General features: G+C 43.0%; 17 protein-coding genes and 4 pseudogenes. 11 read left to right on the top strand and 10 right to left on the bottom strand.

The window, feature by feature from the left end:
• Positions 1 to 207: 207 nt before the first annotated feature.
• A complete protein-coding gene (mutH, locus tag V3224_RS11665) occupies positions 208 to 897 on the top strand; it encodes a DNA mismatch repair endonuclease MutH (RefSeq protein WP_334470638.1) in 690 nt (229 codons plus the stop codon).
• 33 nt (positions 898 to 930) lie between these two features.
• On the opposite strand, the gene V3224_RS11660 is transcribed toward mutH, so the two are convergent.
• Entirely contained in the window at positions 931 to 1,164 is a 234-nt protein-coding gene (locus tag V3224_RS11660) for a hypothetical protein (protein ID WP_334470636.1), read from the bottom strand.
• 214 nt (positions 1,165 to 1,378) lie between these two features.
• Between V3224_RS11660 and V3224_RS11655 the strand changes: the two genes are divergently transcribed.
• Both V3224_RS11655 and V3224_RS11650 read left to right on the top strand, forming a co-directional pair.
• Positions 1,379 to 1,537 (top strand): hypothetical protein, encoded by a 159-nt coding sequence (locus tag V3224_RS11655; RefSeq protein WP_334470634.1) that lies wholly within the window; start codon positions 1,379 to 1,381, stop codon positions 1,535 to 1,537.
• A gap of 173 nt (positions 1,538 to 1,710) precedes the next feature.
• A pseudogene (locus V3224_RS11650) lies at positions 1,711 to 2,551 on the top strand (IS701 family transposase); the annotation flags it as partial.
• A gap of 249 nt (positions 2,552 to 2,800) precedes the next feature.
• On the opposite strand, the gene V3224_RS11640 reads toward V3224_RS11650, so the two are convergent.
• Positions 2,801 to 3,406: a helix-turn-helix domain-containing protein gene (locus tag V3224_RS11640; protein ID WP_334470630.1), complete on the bottom strand. Its 606-nt coding sequence runs from the start codon at positions 3,404 to 3,406 to the stop codon at positions 2,801 to 2,803.
• A gap of 160 nt (positions 3,407 to 3,566) precedes the next feature.
• Between V3224_RS11640 and V3224_RS11635 the strand changes: the two genes are divergently transcribed.
• The 3 genes from V3224_RS11635 (at position 3,567) to V3224_RS11625 (ending at position 6,615) form a co-directional block, all read left to right on the top strand.
• Complete coding sequence (locus V3224_RS11635) at positions 3,567 to 3,806, top strand: helix-turn-helix domain-containing protein (protein WP_334470628.1); 240 nt, start codon at positions 3,567 to 3,569, stop codon at positions 3,804 to 3,806.
• Between the two features lie 206 nt (positions 3,807 to 4,012).
• Positions 4,013 to 5,674 carry a Mu transposase C-terminal domain-containing protein gene (locus V3224_RS11630; protein WP_334470626.1) on the top strand — a complete coding sequence of 554 codons (1,662 nt, stop codon included), beginning with the start codon at positions 4,013 to 4,015 and terminating at the stop codon, positions 5,672 to 5,674.
• The gene (locus V3224_RS11625) at positions 5,674 to 6,615 is read left to right on the top strand and encodes an AAA family ATPase (RefSeq protein WP_334470893.1); all 942 of its coding nucleotides are present in this window, start codon (positions 5,674 to 5,676) and stop codon (positions 6,613 to 6,615) included. Before V3224_RS11630 ends, V3224_RS11625 begins: the two co-directional genes overlap by 1 nt.
• 249 nt (positions 6,616 to 6,864) lie before the next feature.
• Here the strand turns inward: V3224_RS11625 and istB are convergent.
• The 8 genes and pseudogenes from istB to V3224_RS11585 form a co-directional block, all read right to left on the bottom strand.
• Positions 6,865 to 7,368, bottom strand: a pseudogene (gene istB, locus V3224_RS11620) (IS21-like element helper ATPase IstB); the annotation flags it as partial.
• Positions 7,369 to 7,511: 143 nt separating this feature from the next.
• Positions 7,512 to 7,823, bottom strand: coding sequence for an ATP-binding protein (locus V3224_RS11615; RefSeq protein WP_334470624.1), 312 nt, complete (start codon positions 7,821 to 7,823; stop codon positions 7,512 to 7,514).
• Complete coding sequence (gene istA / locus V3224_RS11610; protein WP_334470623.1) at positions 7,810 to 8,850, bottom strand: IS21 family transposase; 1,041 nt, start codon at positions 8,848 to 8,850, stop codon at positions 7,810 to 7,812. The genes V3224_RS11615 and istA overlap by 14 nt, the downstream gene beginning before the upstream one ends.
• 33 nt (positions 8,851 to 8,883) lie before the next feature.
• On the bottom strand, positions 8,884 to 9,756 hold the full coding sequence (locus tag V3224_RS11605; RefSeq protein ID WP_334467716.1) for an IS982 family transposase: 873 nt from the start codon (positions 9,754 to 9,756) through the stop codon (positions 8,884 to 8,886).
• A 289-nt stretch (positions 9,757 to 10,045) separates the two neighbouring features.
• Positions 10,046 to 10,489 (bottom strand): annotated as a pseudogene (locus tag V3224_RS11600) (phage tail protein); the annotation flags it as partial.
• Between the two features lie 560 nt (positions 10,490 to 11,049).
• The gene (locus V3224_RS11595; protein WP_334469778.1) at positions 11,050 to 11,922 is read right to left on the bottom strand and encodes an IS982 family transposase; all 873 of its coding nucleotides are present in this window, start codon (positions 11,920 to 11,922) and stop codon (positions 11,050 to 11,052) included.
• Positions 11,923 to 12,047: 125 nt separating this feature from the next.
• Positions 12,048 to 12,365, bottom strand: coding sequence for a hypothetical protein (locus V3224_RS11590; protein ID WP_334470619.1), 318 nt, complete (start codon positions 12,363 to 12,365; stop codon positions 12,048 to 12,050).
• A 38-nt stretch (positions 12,366 to 12,403) separates the two neighbouring features.
• Complete coding sequence (locus tag V3224_RS11585; RefSeq protein WP_334470617.1) at positions 12,404 to 12,742, bottom strand: hypothetical protein; 339 nt, start codon at positions 12,740 to 12,742, stop codon at positions 12,404 to 12,406.
• A 402-nt stretch (positions 12,743 to 13,144) separates the two neighbouring features.
• On the opposite strand from V3224_RS11585, the pseudogene sctN reads away from it, so the two are divergent.
• The 5 genes and pseudogenes from sctN (at position 13,145) to V3224_RS11555 (ending at position 15,920) form a co-directional block, all read left to right on the top strand.
• Positions 13,145 to 14,434 (top strand): annotated as a pseudogene (gene sctN, locus V3224_RS11580) (type III secretion system ATPase SctN).
• A 108-nt stretch (positions 14,435 to 14,542) separates the two neighbouring features.
• A complete protein-coding gene (sctO, locus tag V3224_RS29935; RefSeq protein WP_442890314.1) occupies positions 14,543 to 14,899 on the top strand; it encodes a type III secretion system stalk subunit SctO in 357 nt (118 codons plus the stop codon).
• Between the two features lies 1 nt (position 14,900).
• A complete protein-coding gene (locus tag V3224_RS11565) occupies positions 14,901 to 15,242 on the top strand; it encodes a hypothetical protein (protein WP_334470613.1) in 342 nt (113 codons plus the stop codon).
• 91 nt (positions 15,243 to 15,333) lie between these two features.
• On the top strand, positions 15,334 to 15,783 hold the full coding sequence (locus tag V3224_RS11560) for a hypothetical protein (RefSeq protein WP_334470611.1): 450 nt from the start codon (positions 15,334 to 15,336) through the stop codon (positions 15,781 to 15,783).
• On the top strand, positions 15,768 to 15,920 hold the full coding sequence (locus V3224_RS11555; protein ID WP_334470610.1) for a hypothetical protein: 153 nt from the start codon (positions 15,768 to 15,770) through the stop codon (positions 15,918 to 15,920). The genes V3224_RS11560 and V3224_RS11555 overlap by 16 nt, the downstream gene beginning before the upstream one ends.
• Positions 15,921 to 15,933 lie beyond the last annotated feature (13 nt).

Raw genomic sequence — 15,933 nt, 5'->3', positions numbered from 1 at the left:
TATTAGAGTTATCCAGTAAAATTGTGGATAACTATAGCTGAGATCCTGTTTATTACCAATTCGATTAAATTCATAACAGAAAAAAATATATCGACCATGGATAAAATGATTTGATTATCAATGGATTGTTCTTATTTACTCGATCTATGTTAAAATTTTCACTGTGTGTACAAATTTAACTGGCTATTTTTTATACAGGCGTGATTTATGCAATTTTCTCCCCTGCCCCCTGATGATGAACAAAGTTTACTGAGTAAAGCCAAAAGCCTAGCGGGTTATACCATGGCTGAACTGGCTTATCAGGCAGATATCGCAGTCCCCCACGACCTTAGATTTGCTAAAGGTTGGGTAGGTCAGTTATTAGAATATTGTTTAGGCGCAAATGCTGGTAGCAAAGCAGAACAAGATTTTGCTCATCTTGGTATTGAACTTAAAACCATCCCTATTAACCGCTATGGTGAGCCATTAGAAACAACCTTCGTTTGTGTGGCAGCTTTAACCGGTAATAGTGGAGTAACCTGGCTTTCAAGTCATGTACGTCATAAGCTATCACGGGTTTTATGGATACCCATTGAAGGTGAGCGCCAAATCCCATTAGCTAAACGAAGAGTTGCTTCACCCTTATTGTGGAGTCCCAATCCCATTGAAGAGCAGCTGCTTAAAACAGATTGGGAAGAATTAATGGATATGATCGTATTAGGTCAGGTTGAAAACATCACCGCACGCCATGGCCAGGTACTACAAATCCGGCCTAAAGCTGCAAATAATAAGGCTTTGACAGAAGGGATAGGTAGACACGGCCAGCCAATAATGACGCTACCGCGTGGATTTTATCTGAAGAAAAATTTTACTGCTCCAATACTGGCCCGCCATTTTGATTTACCAACGCATAAATAACAACTTAACCCAGCTATCTGCCGAGTGTGGTCTTTATAATGACAATCTACGAAAAAACTGTTCAATTCGTTGATGGGACTTTTCAAAAGACGCGCGACGAATATTATGCATTTCTTGCCAACGTACATTGAGTGGTACATGGTAACCTTCATTTTTGGCGGCTTGAATAAATTCAGCCAGTGCCTCTACTGAATCCAGTACCGTTATTTTGGCATATTTTCCAATCACTTTAGGCAAAAATAGCGTTACCGGAAAATTGTCAGCCAACTCCGATGACTCATTATAAACATCTGCACCATGATGAATCAGCTTATGCTGTTTATCACGACCTAGCGCACAGTGAATATCATCAGCTAACCACTCAGCACGAGAATTTGTTGTTCCTTGTATGGGATCATTACGTTTATATGATCACGAGTTTCGCAATCTCCAAAAAAGAAGTATAAATTTAAAAACAAGAAAAAATCAGGGTGTTCATATTTTGTCGGGTTATCCATGTATTAAAGATATCTATAAAACATTCTTACAAGTAAGCAGTTTAAGATACTCTGGTTTAGCGTTATCAGAAGTAAGCCCATCGCCTTTATCTCATGACACTGTTAGCCGATGGCTAAAAAGTACACGAGTTTCGCACCAATAAATAAACGCTCTATCTTTAAGTTTAATCCAGCATAATATATAAATAGACAGAATCTTATAAATCAAAAGCAACTTATTGTAATTTAATAAAATTTATGTGTTTTAGTAACTTGAAGATTAATCATCGATTTTAAGCCATTTCTAGTATTTTATACGCCTGTGCGAAACTCGTGAAGTAGATGTTTTAGACCTAAAGACCTATGGCGATTAGTTGAACCTTCTATAGACAAAAAAAGCCCTTGCGTACTAATTGCCGATGATACATTGATTGCCAAAACACGTAGTAAAAAAATAGAGATGGTCCATTATCAATATTCAGGTAATGAACATGATGTTATTGCTGGCATAGGTTTAGTTAATTTGCTTTGGCATGATCTGACGAAGGTTGAATCAATTCCTATCAATTATCTTATTTATGATAAAGATTCTGATGGAAAAACAAAAAACACGCACTTTTCCGAAATGCTCACTCTTGCTAAAAAAAGAGGGATCATGCCAGAAGCCCTAGTGATGGATGCTTGGTATTCTAGCCTGGATAACCTGAAATCAATTCGCTCTCATGGTTGGATCTGGGTAACCACGCTGAGGAAAAATAGGATTGTTAACCATAACAAACAACTGAACAAGTTAGACATCTCAGAAGAAGGAACGTCAATACACTTGCGAGGATATGGTTGGGTAACCGTTTTCAAATTTACAGCCAAAAACGGCCGTATTGATTACATAGTAACAAACAAAGAGAATCCCACCCGTCAATACGTCAAATCTATCATGGATGCCCGTTGGTCTGTTGAAGTTTATCATCGAGAAGATTAAACAAAACTGTGGTATTGAACGCTGTCAGGCTCGCACGAGCCGAGCGCAAAGAAATCATATTTTTCTCGCTATTTCTGCGTGGTTTGAACAACATAAACGTCGTATATTTGAAAAAATAACCCTTTATCAACAAAATTGGGACGTAATCAAAAGTGCTATTACTGAGCAAATCCGTGTTTTATTAGCGTACCCAAATTAGTTTTGTGCGAAACTCGTGATGATGTAATGTATAGAGAAGTAATTTATTTGATACTTTTGGGAATAGCCGGGAATTGGCGGGAACTCATGGGATTTCTTGAGGTTAGAAGCAATTTTCTGATTTGATACCAATGCTTAAAAAATAAACAATTTCTCGCCTAGAAGTAAAATAGTTGATACCACTACAAACAAGCTTTAATGTCCTTTAAATCGCATTTATTAAAACAGCTTTACTGGGCCAAGGCTTATTTCAGGCTCTGACCCTGATGTTATCATCAATGTGATCTACTTCTGAAATGGTTTCTCCGGTACTGATTTCAATTTTGGATAAAATCTCTCTAAATTGTTCTTCTGACATAGATTCCATGCGCAAAGCTGCACGTTTCCTATCTTCTCTTAGATCCAAAAGAACCTGATTATCATGATCAAGTAAACCTAATAGATACATTGATCCTCTACGGCCAAGTAATTTAACCAGTTGAGAACGTTCCTCAGGTTCCAAGGTCGCTAAAATCGCCATAATAGCTTGCATATCATGCTCAAACTCTGACGATAAAGTCTGCTGTGTCTGCTGTGTCTGCTGTGTCTGAAGATTTCTTTCTGGTTTCTTATCTGAATGACCAGTAAGCCAATCAAAGTCTACGTTTTCTTTTTGGGCTATTTTTTTAACGCTAGCAATCCTAGGATTAGAGCCTCGGTAAAAATAGTTACTAAGCGTTGATTTTGGTATGTCCCAGTCATCAGCCGCTTGCTGTAGCGCTCTACCTGCCACAAGCTCACGAAGCCTGCTTAAGAAAGTTTCTTTTTGCCCTACCAGAAAAGAAACCGTGTGGTTTTTATCATTTTTTGTTTCCATTCAAGACAACCTTTTGATTTTTAATTAAATTCTCTATTGGGTTTCTTTTATTAAAAAGAAACTGAAAAACTTGACATATTTTCTTTTTATTCTCATAATAGCCTCTAGAGATAAGCTCATAGCATCATCTATACAGATAATCTTTTAGGGTAATCTAATTATGCTCAGAAATGAAGTTTTAAACCGTGATTGGCACCGCCAACATATTGTGGCTGCGGTGCATGTAAAAGGATTGACACTGCGTCAATTATCGATGCGAGCAGGTCTGAAACCTGATTCACTGAAAAATGTGCTTGATCGCCCTTGTAAAAAATACGAACGCATTATTGCTCAAGCGATCGGTGTTGCTCCTGAAGAAATTTGGCCGAGTCGGTATCCTCATTCCCGTGAGGTAGCCTGATCATGTTTGTATCAGCAACTGAACTAATTGGGAGCCCAGGATTGCCTGTGACAGTACAGGGGCTACGGTTAGCACTGAATAAGTGGGCACGTGACTCTGAATCGATGAAACGCAAACGTCCCGGCACCAAGGCTTACGAGTACCACATTGATTGATTACCGGCTGAAGCCCAGTGCGCGATCAGGGAGCGTCATCTTCAACAACTGATGATCGCTGCACCGGTGGATGATGCCGTCAAAAAACCCACTGTATCAAAGGTCAGTACCGATCCTGATAAGCCTGGCAAGCTTGATGTTTACCGCCGTTGCCCGGCATTGGTTGGAAGCAGACTGGCCGACCTGACGGACAAGCAGCGCCAGATTGCTGATGCGCGGATGTTACTGGTGCAGCATATCCTCACCATAGGGCGGCAGCCGCGTTATAGCTGTGCGCAGGCCATCCGTTTTATCGTCCAGCAGGCGAAAACAGGCCAGTTGCCCGAGAGGATCGCGCAAGCGGCACAGGTGGCCAATGCCAAGAAAGGCCAAAACCGTCAACTCAGTGAAATCACCCTCAAGCGCTGGCTGGCCGACTACAAAAAAGCCGCCACGCCCGCCGAGCGCCTGATTATCTTGGCACCGGGTAAGCGCGAGGTGGTCAAACCGGAGCAGATAGCCTGGTTACATGACTATCTGGCGCACTATCGCAAGCCAAACGGGTGCAGCATGAAAGAGGCGTATGCGGATTTTTGCGCCGAATGGCAACAACGCTATGCCGATGAGCCGCTGATGTTGGCCGCGCAGCCTTCTTATGATGCGGTGCTGTACGCGATGAAGAAACTCCCCGAAATCGTCAAACAGCGCGGGCGCAAAACCGGCAGCGAATATCGCCAGCTGGAAGGGTTTGTCCGCCGCGACTGGACCAGTTTACCGGTTAACTACGTCTGGATTGGCGACGGTCACGGCATGAAGATGAAAGTCGCCCATCCCGACCACGGCCAGCCTTTTTCGCCGGAAGTGACGTTTATTCTCGATGGCAGCTGCCGCTATATCACCGGCTGGAGCCTGTCGCTCTCTGAAAACGTGATTGCCGTCACCGATGCCCTACGTTATGGCATTGCCACTCACGGCAAGCCGTTTCTCTACTACTCGGATAACGGCAGCGGGGAAACCAATCTCACCCTGGATGCAGACGTGACCGGCATTCTGCGGCGGCTCGAGATTGACCACCCGACCGGTATCGCCGGCAATCCCCAGGGGCGCGGCATTATCGAACGCCTTAACCGTACCTTGCCCATGTACATTGCCCGCCGCTTTGCCACTTATTACGGTACCGGCGCTGACCGGGAAACCGTGCGCAAGACCGGCAAGGCGCTTAAATCCGCCTTAAACGCCCAAGCAAAGGGCCATGCACTGACCGTCGCCCAACAGACCACGCTGCGCAAGCTGCCCTCCTGGGAGATGCTGATTGATGAAATCAAAGCCGGGGTCGAGTGGTACAACGCCCGTCCGCACAGTGAATTACCCAAACGCCCCGATGGCCAGCATTACAGTCCGGACGAGTTTCGCCGCTGGAAGCTGGAAAACGAAGCCACCGAGCTGGAGTGGCTGACACAGTTTGAACTGCGTGACCTGTTTATGCCACAGACCGAGCGCACGGTCAGGCGCTGTGAAATCCGTTTCTTTAACAATATTTACTATACCGCCAAACTGGCCGATGAGCACGACCACAAGGTGTTAAGAGCGACCTTGATGCGGAAGCCGCGTTACAACGGGGTTTGGCATTACTGGAAGCCCAGCAGATTGACCCGCTGTTGTAAAAAAGCCATCTGGTCGGCAAACCGATGGCTGATTGAAATACAAAACAACTTTTATCAGGAGGCAAGATGATGACTGAAAACCCAGAGATTATCAAGCAGCTGCAACCGTTAATCGATACAGGCCAGGTCACCCAGGCGCAGATTGCCCGCGAAACCGGCCAGTCGAGTGCAGTGATATCCAGCTTTATCAACGGTAGTTATAACGGCAACAATCAGCGGGTCGGGGAACGGTTAACCCGCTGGCTGACGGATTATCAGCAAAAAAAGACCTTGCCCGCGCCGCCGCAGTTTGTGGAGACGGCCAAGGTCAAGGAGATATGGGCAGTGTTCCAGTTTGTCCGGCTGGCGCAGTGTATGAATGTGATTGTCGGGGTGCCGGGGGTGGGCAAAACCTTTGCCGCCCGTCAGTACTGCCAGCATGCCAATACCTGGATGGTGACCCTTTCCCCGGCCCACGCCAGTATCACCGAGTGTCTGCTGGAGCTGGCCGAGGCGCTAGGTCTTAGCGACCTGCCCAGAAACAAGGGGACGCTGGCGCGTGCAATTCGGCGGCGGCTGACCGGTACTCACGGGCTGGTGATTGTCGATGAGGCTGACCACCTGGGCATTGACGGGCTGGAGCAGCTGCGCGCCATTCAGGATGCGACCGGGGTCGGCATGGTGCTGATTGGTAACCCGCGCGGCCTTTCGAAATCGGCCCGTTCAACCCAGGGGGCGGATGACTTGGCTCGGCTGTACAGCCGTATCGCCCGCTCCAAGCGCCTGTTAAAGGCCAAAAAAGCGGATGTGGCCGCGATTGCTGCCGCCTGGGGCATTACTGGCGAGAGTGAGCTGACGCTGGTACAGGCCATTGCCCAGAAAGCCGGTGCCTTGCGGGTATTGTCGCACACCCTGCGCCAGGCGTGGCTGATGGCCAGCGGTGATGCACAGGCCCAGCTGGGGGAAAAATACATCAAGGCAGCGTTCAGGGAGGTGTATACCGATACCGACCTGCTGCCGGCAAGGGGGTGAGTATGGGTGGTGTGCTCTTTACCGACAGCACCGGACGCCAGGTGCTGCTCAATACCCGGCGGGTGGTGTCCGTCTCGCTGGAATCGTCACACAGTCTGCTGGTGTCATTTGGCAATCGGGGCGCTGAGCTCTATGTGTTGCCGGATGCGCAAGAGCTGATGATGCAGTTATGTCATGACATTGTCAACGATCACCGAAAACTGATCCACTTTTTAGCTAAATACGATCAATCAAAATTGATCCACTGTTTTACTCGGTTATTGCTCCTGATCGCCGCTTATCTTTCAATCGATAGCTTTCACCGCTCAATTGCAGTACATACGAATGATGAAGTAAACGATCAAGCATAGCGGCGGTTAATGTTGCGTCATCAGCAAAAGCACCAGGCCATTGTCCAAATGATAAGTTACTCGTCAATATGACACTGCCATGCTCATAACGCTTGGCAATCACATTGAAAAATAGGTTTGCTTCCTCTCGCCCAAATGGCAGGTATCCAATCTCATCTATGATCAACAACTTCGGGGCCATTACCGAACGTGATAGATATTGTTTGAGCTTATTTTGTCGTTTAGCAGTTGAGAGTTGCAACATCAGTTCAGCCGCTGTTGTAAAGCGAGTTTTCTTCCTGGCCTGTACTGCTTTTAATCCTAATCCAATAGCTAAATGCGTTTTGCCTACACCGCTTGGGCCAAGCAACACGACATTTTCATTACGTTCAATAAAAGTTAATGCACTTAATTCTTGCACGAGTTTCGCACCAATAAAAAAACGCTCTATTTTTAAGTTTAATTCAGCATAATATATAAATAGATAAAACCTTATAAATCAAATACAACTTATTGTAATTTAAGAAAATTCATGTGTTTTAGTAACTTGCAGATTGATCATTGCTTTTAAGCCATTTCTAGAATTTTATATGCCTGTGCGAAACTCGTGTCTTGTATTTGTTGCTTAGGAACACCCGTTGCAAACTTAAAATCGAACGAACTAAGTTCTTTGTGCGTTGGGAATCCTGCCATCCGACTAAAGAGATGGCGAGTTCGTTCATCTCGTTGTTGTTGCTCACATTTTAATAGGGACAATAAAAACTCTCCGTAGCTTTTGTCTTGGGCAATGCACTGTTGGGCAAGTGATGACCAATGAGTCGGAACAGAATTTAATTTCAATGACTCACACAGGTGTTCAATTTGTTCATGCAATAACATGTTCACCTCCCAGCAATGCTTCATATACGCTGATTGAGTGTTGCAAATTGACAGATTCAAGCGGCCGTACGATACGGATATTAAGCGCATTAGTCTGCGGGATAGATTGGCAAATCCTTGTTGGCAAAGGAAGAAGATACTTAATTTCCTTAGCTAATCTATCTGCTGGCTTCTCTAACGTTGTTCCATGAATCCGCTGATGAGCGACTCGTTGTAACCAGGGCCCCACTTTTGCATTGGCTATCTCCATGTCCAGTTCAAGATTATGAGCACGAAGGTCGGTATTTAATGGTACGATAAAGCTGTTTTTTAAGTAGTGGTTAAAGCGCTCTACTTTACCTTTTGTTTTTGCCCTGTAGGGCTTACAAGCACTCAATTTAAATCCGTAATCTTTCGACATCTGAAGCATTTCGACATTTAATTTATGTTCACCTTCTGCATAAGCATCCCGTTCGATGATGAGAGCTTTTGCGTTATCACACCATACTTCCTGTGGTACACCACCAAAATAGTCGAAAGCGTCTTTTAAACCTTGTTGCCAGGATTCTGCTCGCTCATTATCAAAGAATTTTACATAACTCGCACGCGAGTAGCCGAGCGTTGCAACAAACGCTTTTAGAGGTTGTTTTCCTCGCCGGATGGTGGTGAAGTCGATTTGCATTTGTTGACCTGGCTGTGTTTCAAAACGGACGACAGCTTCGGGAACGATGCTTGGTTTAAATTGACAAACAAATCGGCGTAATTGAGCAATACCGCCTTGATAACCTCTTTCAACTACCTCATCAAATAAGACTGTTGCAGGGATCCAATCAGGTTTAGCCAATTCAATTCGCTGAAGCAAATAAGGTTTAAAGGGTGCCAGTTTACTCGGTTGTTGACTTCTTTTAGCATAAGTTGGCATTCCCTGCTGTTGTAAATGATGTTTTACGGTGTTACGGGAAATGCCCAATTCACGGGCAATTTTTCGAAGGCTTTGTCCTTGTGCAACGCGAACATGAATATCCACAAATATCTCCTTGGTTAACATAAATTAACCTGAGTTCGGGATAAGCATTATCAATTATACTTGAAGATACGTACCTGCAACAGGTATCTTTGGTTTAGATGGCATTAAACAATATGCAACCAGTCCGCCTAATAAATTCACTACAAAGTTAGCCGGAGAGCGATGTCGCGTATGCTCTATTTGACAAAGATTTTTTAACTCATCAAATACCGTTTCAATGACAGAACGATGACGCAAGATGGCTTTGTCGAAACAAGTCTGTTTAATAGGCTTCATTTTCTTCTTGATATTCGTTATAAGGCTAATTCCCATCGTTTTGAGTTGCTGTTTCAGTGAAGCCGATAAATACCCTTTATCTGCGTACAAACAACCAGAAAGATCCTTTGTCAGCTCAGGCAATGGTTTCCGATCATCGGTGTTTCCTGGTGTGAGTCGAAAACTGAGTATTTCCCCCAAATGATTGATAATTACATGAAGCTTGAAACCAAAGAACCAACCTGTTGAATTTTTTCCCCGTTCAGCTATCCCATTGAAGACTTTATGTCTGCGGATCCGTAAGTTATCACACACCGCTATCGGAGTAGAATCGGCAACCGATAGCCCCGTGCATTTTCCCTTAATTGACTCAAACAGTGCCGTTAACGCTAAGGCACTACGCGGAAGTAACTCTACACAGCGTGAATAGGATGGCAAGTTAGGAAATTCCTTCCGGAGATATAAGCGGACATAATAGAGATAAAATACCTTGAATTGCCTGAATCGGAGTTGATGAAACAACACAACCAGTGTCATCATTTCCGCCAACGAAAGCTGAGTAGACCGTCTACGACGCTTAGTACCGTTAGTCAGCAAATATTCATGCATTTTTGGCTCGAAGTCTTTGCAAAAATCATCCATCAGGCAATAAAGTTCAGTAAGATTTTCCATAATTGTTTAACAATGCTCTACTCTTTAACCAGACTGTTAGAGTATTTTAACAAAACAGGCTCATTCAACTATTTGAATATCAAGACTTTCTCTTTATTTCTTATCCCGAACTCAGGTTAAATTACCCGTACAAAAATGTACGAATAATACCAAGTGGATCAGTTTTAGATGATCGTTAGTGGATCAGTTTTGCATGATCGCTGACATGCTGCTAAACCGTGTCAATATCAGCAAAACGCTGGATATCGCGTGGCCGGAATCGCCACAGAAACCAGAGTAAAGTTGAATATCAGGCCGCCCTGACAATGTAGTTAAACGCGACATTTCGCGGCCTTGTTTCTGAAGCGGTTCTCAAACCAGACTGAAAACTGGCTGAGCAATCAACAGCGAATACGCCGCTGGTTCCAGAACCAATACTGCTGCCGCCTGTTCGACTACCCATTTTGAAAATCCCACTGGTTGGTGATTGACCGACAAACTGAATGCCGGTTATGTTTCCAGTGAAATTTTGAAGGGAATCACCTTGTACGCTTAATATTTCGCGTCCGTTATCCACTTTTCGTCCTGCATCCCAGCCCCGAATAAATTCGCCACGTAAATCAGGGAGCTTTCCCGACGGGTAAGCCAGCGCTAAAAGTGGACACTGTTTTTTATCGAAGCTCTCACCATTGCATATACGCCAACCTGACGGAGGCGTTTCAGTAGGCCAAGGCAGAGGAACGCCGACAGGGATTTCGACACGCAATACTTCGGGAGTAACAGCATGAACATTAAGCCATCTGCTTAACGCCCCGCCCCATTTAGGGCCAGTAATATCACCATTTTCATGATAAGTGGCCGTTCTGCCGCCCCATGAAATGGTCAAATTTTGCCCTAATGTGACACCGCCGTTGACCGTTCCGCCGGTCCGTTTATCCAGTGCGTTTTTTGCACAATCTACCGTTTCCAACAAACCAAGGTTTTTTGTAAAAAAGGATTTCGCCTGTTTCCTGACAAAATAAGCCTAAATGATGGCTTGATGAGGAAAATGCACGGCAAAAAACACTGTATTTACCGTTCAAATTTTAGCCAAAATGCCGATTTAGGGCTAAAATCGAGGTTTTGATTAAATTTTAATCCATTTTGGGGTGTTTTATGTACAGCAAAATCTCACTACTGAACTCTTGTCGGATAACATAAAACATCAGCGATATAGACGATCAATAAAGTGTTATCGATCGTCAAAACAGATCAATTACAGTGGCTTAACTACATTCACAATACTTAACCTGAGTTCGGGATAAGCATAATCAATTATGCTTGAAGATACGTACCTGCAACAGGTATCTTTGGTTTAGATGGCATTAAACAATATGCAACCAGTCCGCCTAATAAATTCACTACAAAATTAGCCGGAGAGCGATGTCGCGTATGCTCTATTTGACAAAGATTTTTTAACTCATCAAATACCGTTTCAATGACAGAACGATGACGCAAGATGGCTTTGTCGAAACAAGTCTGTTTAATAGGCTTCATTTTCTTCTTGATATTCGTTATAAGGTTAATTCCCATCGTTTTGAGTTGCTGTTTCAGTGAAGCCGATAAATACCCTTTATCTGCGTACAAACAACCAGAAAGATCCTTTGTCAGCTCAGGCAATGGTTTCCGATCATCGGTGTTTCCTGGTGTGAGTCGAAAACTGAGTATTTCCCCCAAATGATTGATAATTATATGAAGCTTGAAACCAAAGAACCAACCTGTTGAATTTTTTCCCCGTTGAGCTATCCCATTGAAGACTTTATGCCTGCGGATCCGTAAGTTATCACACACTGCTATCGGAGTAGAATCGGCAACCGATAGCCCCGTGCATTTTCCCTTAATTGACTCAAACAGTGCCGTTAACGCTAAGGCACTACGCGGAAGTAACTCTACACAGCGTGAATAGGATGGCAAGTTAGGAAATTCCTTCCGGAGATATAAGCGGACATAATAGAGATAAAATACCTTGAATTGCCTGAATCGGAGTTGATGAAACAACACAACCAGTGTCATCATTTCCGCCAACGAAAGCTGAGTAGACCGTCTACGACGCTTAGTACCGTTAGTCAGCAAATATTCATGCATTTTTGGCTCGAAGTCTTTGCAAAAATCATCCATCAGGCAATAAAGTTCAGTAAGATTTTCCATAATTGTTTAACAATGCTCTACTCTTTAACCAGACTGTTAGAGTATTTTAACAAAACAGGCTCATTCAACTATTTGAATATCAAGACTTTCTCTTTATTTCTTATCCCGAACTCAGGTTAAAATATTTACCTCGATACCGCAGTTAGTATCAAATAACTTTCCTTTGTGTGTTTTTTGAGCGTATCAAATATTTTGCCTTTCGGTATCAAATGATTTGCCGCGCTATAGTCAGCTTTTCTTAATCTTGTACAGTGCACTAGAGCCTGTTCAGGCAGATCAAGTTTTAATAACACCACAACCAACATTTTTCTGGCTTGATAATCATCCGGTGCCATTTTTAACAGTGCTTCCAGCAATATTTGACTACGCGCCAACTGGCCGTATTGCAGTGCTAACCATCCCTGTAGCAATAAAGCATTTTGTGTAATGGGATCTAAAATCACCTTTATCCTCGATGCAATAAGCTGGTTGCCAGTTGCAATTACCGTTCTACATCAGCAAGTTCCATCAATAGATCATAAGCAGCAGCAACTTCTGGCAAGCTAACCTCAGCTAATTGCTGTTTTAGGCGTGCCATCGTTAATTTTAAAAAAATAGGCGTCATTAATAACGGTGTAATTAACTTAGGTGTTACATAATTTAATAATGCAGTCTCTATACAAAAGGTCGGATATAGATTGGAAAAATGGGCCGCTACCGCTTGACCATTTGGTACTAATACAACGGGTTCTATCTCACTATACTCAACAATTTCTGCTGAGAAATGATCAGTGATAGCAGTAATTGCTGATGGTGAATCTAATCTATTTATTTTTCTCATATGTATCGATCATTATTTACTTTTTAGATATGAGTATAGAGTTAGATAATCTCGCTGGATGTCATTAGAAGCCGCTATTTTTAATAGCGGGCGAAATAAAAAAAACTGAACCAAAAACTAAATATTTGTTGCTGTTATTCCGATATGTTTTGCATCGAGGTAAACAATGCAAAGCAAGCTTAAACTTTATTCTATTCCACGAGTTTCGCACGGGCATATAAAATTCTAGAAATGGCTTCAGAACAATAATTAATCTGTAACTTGCTAAGACGTATAAATTTACTTAAATTACAATAAGTTATTTTTAATTTATGAGATTTTTTCTATTTATATATTATGCTGAATTAAACTTAAAAATAGAGCGCTTTTTTATTGGTGCGAAACTCGTGTATTCCTGAAAAAATGCTGGCAGCACTTAGAGCCTGCCGGCCAGTACTGCTTAGAGGGCGTCTAACAGAAGTTACAGGCACCTTGATCACCGCCCAACTACCTGGCGTTAAAGTGGGTGAGCTATGCAAATTATACAATAGTGATACCGGTGAATCGTTAGATGCGGAGATCATCGGTTTTAAACAACAACAAGCTATCCTTACCCCGTTTGGCGATACGCGTGGATTATCCATTTATACAGAAGTCTGCCCAACCAGCACCAGCCACCAGGTTGGCGTTGGCCGCCATCTATTAGGCAAAGTACTCGATGGATTAGGTAATCCCTTTAACGCCGCAAACTATATTGAACCTGAACAATGGTATCCCATTTACCGTGATGCACCTGCCCCGATGCAGCGAAAATTAATTGAAAAACCGCTTTCCCTTGGGGTAAGAGCAATTGATGGTTTATTAACCTGTGCCGAAGGACAAAGAATGGGAATTTTTGCGGCTGCTGGCGGTGGCAAAAGTAACCTGCTAGCCTCTCTCATTCGTGGTGCCGATGTGGACGTGATTGTTTTGGCATTGATAGGTGAGCGAGGACGAGAAGTGCGCGAATTTATTGAGGAGGATTTGGGTGAAGAAGGGTTAAAGCGTAGCGTTTTAATTGTAGCTACCTCAGATCGCCCAGCCATTGAACGCGCCAAAGCCGGTTTTGTCGCTACAAGTATCGCCGAATATTTTCGTGACCAAAATATGCGCGTGTTATTGTTGATGGATTCGGTTACCCGTTTTGCCAGAGCGCAACGGGAAATCGGGTTAGCTGCGGGTGAACCACCAACCCGGCGGGGTTCTCCGCCTTCCGTTTTTGCTGAGTTGCCACGCTTAATGGAGCGTGCCGGCTAGTCTGATAAAGGCTCAATTACTGCTCTTTATACAGTGTTGGTTGAAGGCGATGATATGACTGAACCGATTGCCGATGAAACCCGTTCAATTTTAGATGGGCATATTATTCTGTCACGAAAATTGGCCGCTGCCAGCCACTATCCAGCTATTGATGTTTTACGCTCCGCCAGTCGAGTGATGGATCGGGTTATTAGCCGGGAGCATTATAAGCAAGCCCAACAACTCAGAAAATGGTTAGCCAAATATGAGGAAATAGAATTATTGCTACAAATTGGTGAATATCAACCTGGCAATGATGAATTGGCCGATGAAGCAATCAAACGTTACCCACGAATTCAAAGCTGGCTTTGTCAATCTACCGATGAAAAAAGTCGCTATGAGCAGACACTAAATCAATTAGCGACCATCAGCCAATGATTTTTTCACGTTTATTAAACATTAAGCAATTAAGAAAACAAAAAGCAGAAAAACAGATTCTGCAAGATAAAAATCAAGTCGATAAACAACAACAGCAATTAAATATAGCTGAGCAACAATTGCAAGAGCATTATCACCATCATAAAAACACGGGAACAGCAATTTTTTCAAACGCATCAACAAGCAGCAATTTCACCTGCCCAATGGCAAAACTGGCTGGCACAACTGCAATATTTTCAATGGCAAAAAGACAAATTAATTAAAGATATCGAAATTCATACCGATAAAGTTAATCAATTAGAAAAACAACTTATAGAATCAAGAAAAAAACTCAATTTTTGTTTACACCAAACAGAAAAATTTACTCAACTAACACAACAACAAAAATGTGCTCTGGAACAATTAAACGAACAACGAGAAGAACAAGAGCAGGAAGAGTTTGTAAGGTTATCGATAGGGAAATAATATGAAAAAAGAGCAGGTCACCCATATATCACATAATCCACAACCGCAGTCTTTGGCGCTAGCACCAACAGCCAAATTACCGTTAGAAAGTGATCCTGTTTTAAAAAAGAAATTTGAATCAGCGCTGAAGTTAGCCGGTTCATCCGTTGAAGCTCCCCATGTAGCAACCGATAAAAACTTATACGATACTCATGCTCTATTAAGCGAACACCCATTCAGTCATAGCGTTAAAAAAAATCAACAATACAACCAGAAAATAAAACTCGCCAAAAATTGCCTATCACTAGTGAGGAAATCACCGATAATCACTGCCAAGCCAATAATAATATGCTATACACTATAACTGCTAATATGGCAGCAGCAAAAACTGATAAGAATGATAAGTTAATTCCATCTACTAGCAAACATAAGCCGTCAATACCCCATTTAATTCATTGGTTGATAAAGCTCAACCAGATGGACAGGCAAAAACAGCGTTTTTCACTGATAATTTATCGACTAATCAAGCAGCAAATCAACTAATAAAGCATTCAGTTAATTCGCCAACTAATAAATCTGAGCTAAACAACCCGCTGCAAACACCGTTGTTAGCTAATGCCTTATCGGCCAGTCAACTAGCTAATCAGCCAATAACAGCGGCTGATTTAGCAAAACCCATTATAATCTCACCAAATAGTGAACAGACAGCGATTACTTATCCAGCAAACTATCAGCAACATTTTGCTAACAAAAAAATCCCGTCAATATCTAAGCCAGATAAATTGACTGACCGAATAGAGGTTATTTCGCAACCAGAAAAAAACCACCGGCAGCAGATATCCGGCTGGATAAAGAAAAGCGGACGGAAAATAACATCGAGCCACCCAGTATGCCTGTCGCCTTAACGGCTGCAACAGCAGAAAAAATATTAGCCACCGTCGATAATGAAAAAAGCCCTACCTCGTTACTTAATACCCTATTTAACAAGCTCAATGCGGTATTAAATGCACGAGTTTCGCAATCTCCAAAAAAAGAAGTATAAACACGAGTTTCGC

The sequence above is a fragment of the Arsenophonus sp. PmNCSU2021_1 genome, from assembly GCF_036919435.1.
Classification (GTDB): Bacteria; Pseudomonadota; Gammaproteobacteria; order Enterobacterales; family Enterobacteriaceae; genus Arsenophonus; species Arsenophonus nilaparvatae.
The sequence above is the reverse complement of the archived record's forward strand: the minus strand, read 5'-3'. Positions and strand labels throughout refer to the sequence as shown.

What these genes read in the sequence shown, in the direction of transcription:
- V3224_RS11630 (WP_334470626.1), top strand. Translation starts at nt 4,013, where the DNA reads ATGATCGCTGCACCGGTGGATGATGCCGTCAAAAAACCCACTGTATCA.
- V3224_RS11595 (WP_334469778.1), bottom strand. Translation starts at nt 11,922, where the DNA reads ATGGAAAATCTTACTGAACTTTATTGCCTGATGGATGATTTTTGCAAA.
- V3224_RS11640 (WP_334470630.1), bottom strand. Translation starts at nt 3,406, where the DNA reads ATGGAAACAAAAAATGATAAAAACCACACGGTTTCTTTTCTGGTAGGG.
- V3224_RS11555 (WP_334470610.1), top strand. Translation starts at nt 15,768, where the DNA reads ATGCCTGTCGCCTTAACGGCTGCAACAGCAGAAAAAATATTAGCCACC.
- V3224_RS11565 (WP_334470613.1), top strand. Translation starts at nt 14,901, where the DNA reads ATGAAAAAAGAGCAGGTCACCCATATATCACATAATCCACAACCGCAG.
- V3224_RS11605 (WP_334467716.1), bottom strand. Translation starts at nt 9,756, where the DNA reads ATGGAAAATCTTACTGAACTTTATTGCCTGATGGATGATTTTTGCAAA.
- istA (WP_334470623.1), bottom strand. Translation starts at nt 8,850, where the DNA reads ATGTTAACCAAGGAGATATTTGTGGATATTCATGTTCGCGTTGCACAA.
- V3224_RS11585 (WP_334470617.1), bottom strand. Translation starts at nt 12,742, where the DNA reads ATGAGAAAAATAAATAGATTAGATTCACCATCAGCAATTACTGCTATC.
- mutH (WP_334470638.1), top strand. Translation starts at nt 208, where the DNA reads ATGCAATTTTCTCCCCTGCCCCCTGATGATGAACAAAGTTTACTGAGT.
- V3224_RS11625 (WP_334470893.1), top strand. Translation starts at nt 5,674, where the DNA reads ATGACTGAAAACCCAGAGATTATCAAGCAGCTGCAACCGTTAATCGAT.
- V3224_RS11635 (WP_334470628.1), top strand. Translation starts at nt 3,567, where the DNA reads ATGCTCAGAAATGAAGTTTTAAACCGTGATTGGCACCGCCAACATATT.
- V3224_RS11615 (WP_334470624.1), bottom strand. Translation starts at nt 7,823, where the DNA reads ATGTTATTGCATGAACAAATTGAACACCTGTGTGAGTCATTGAAATTA.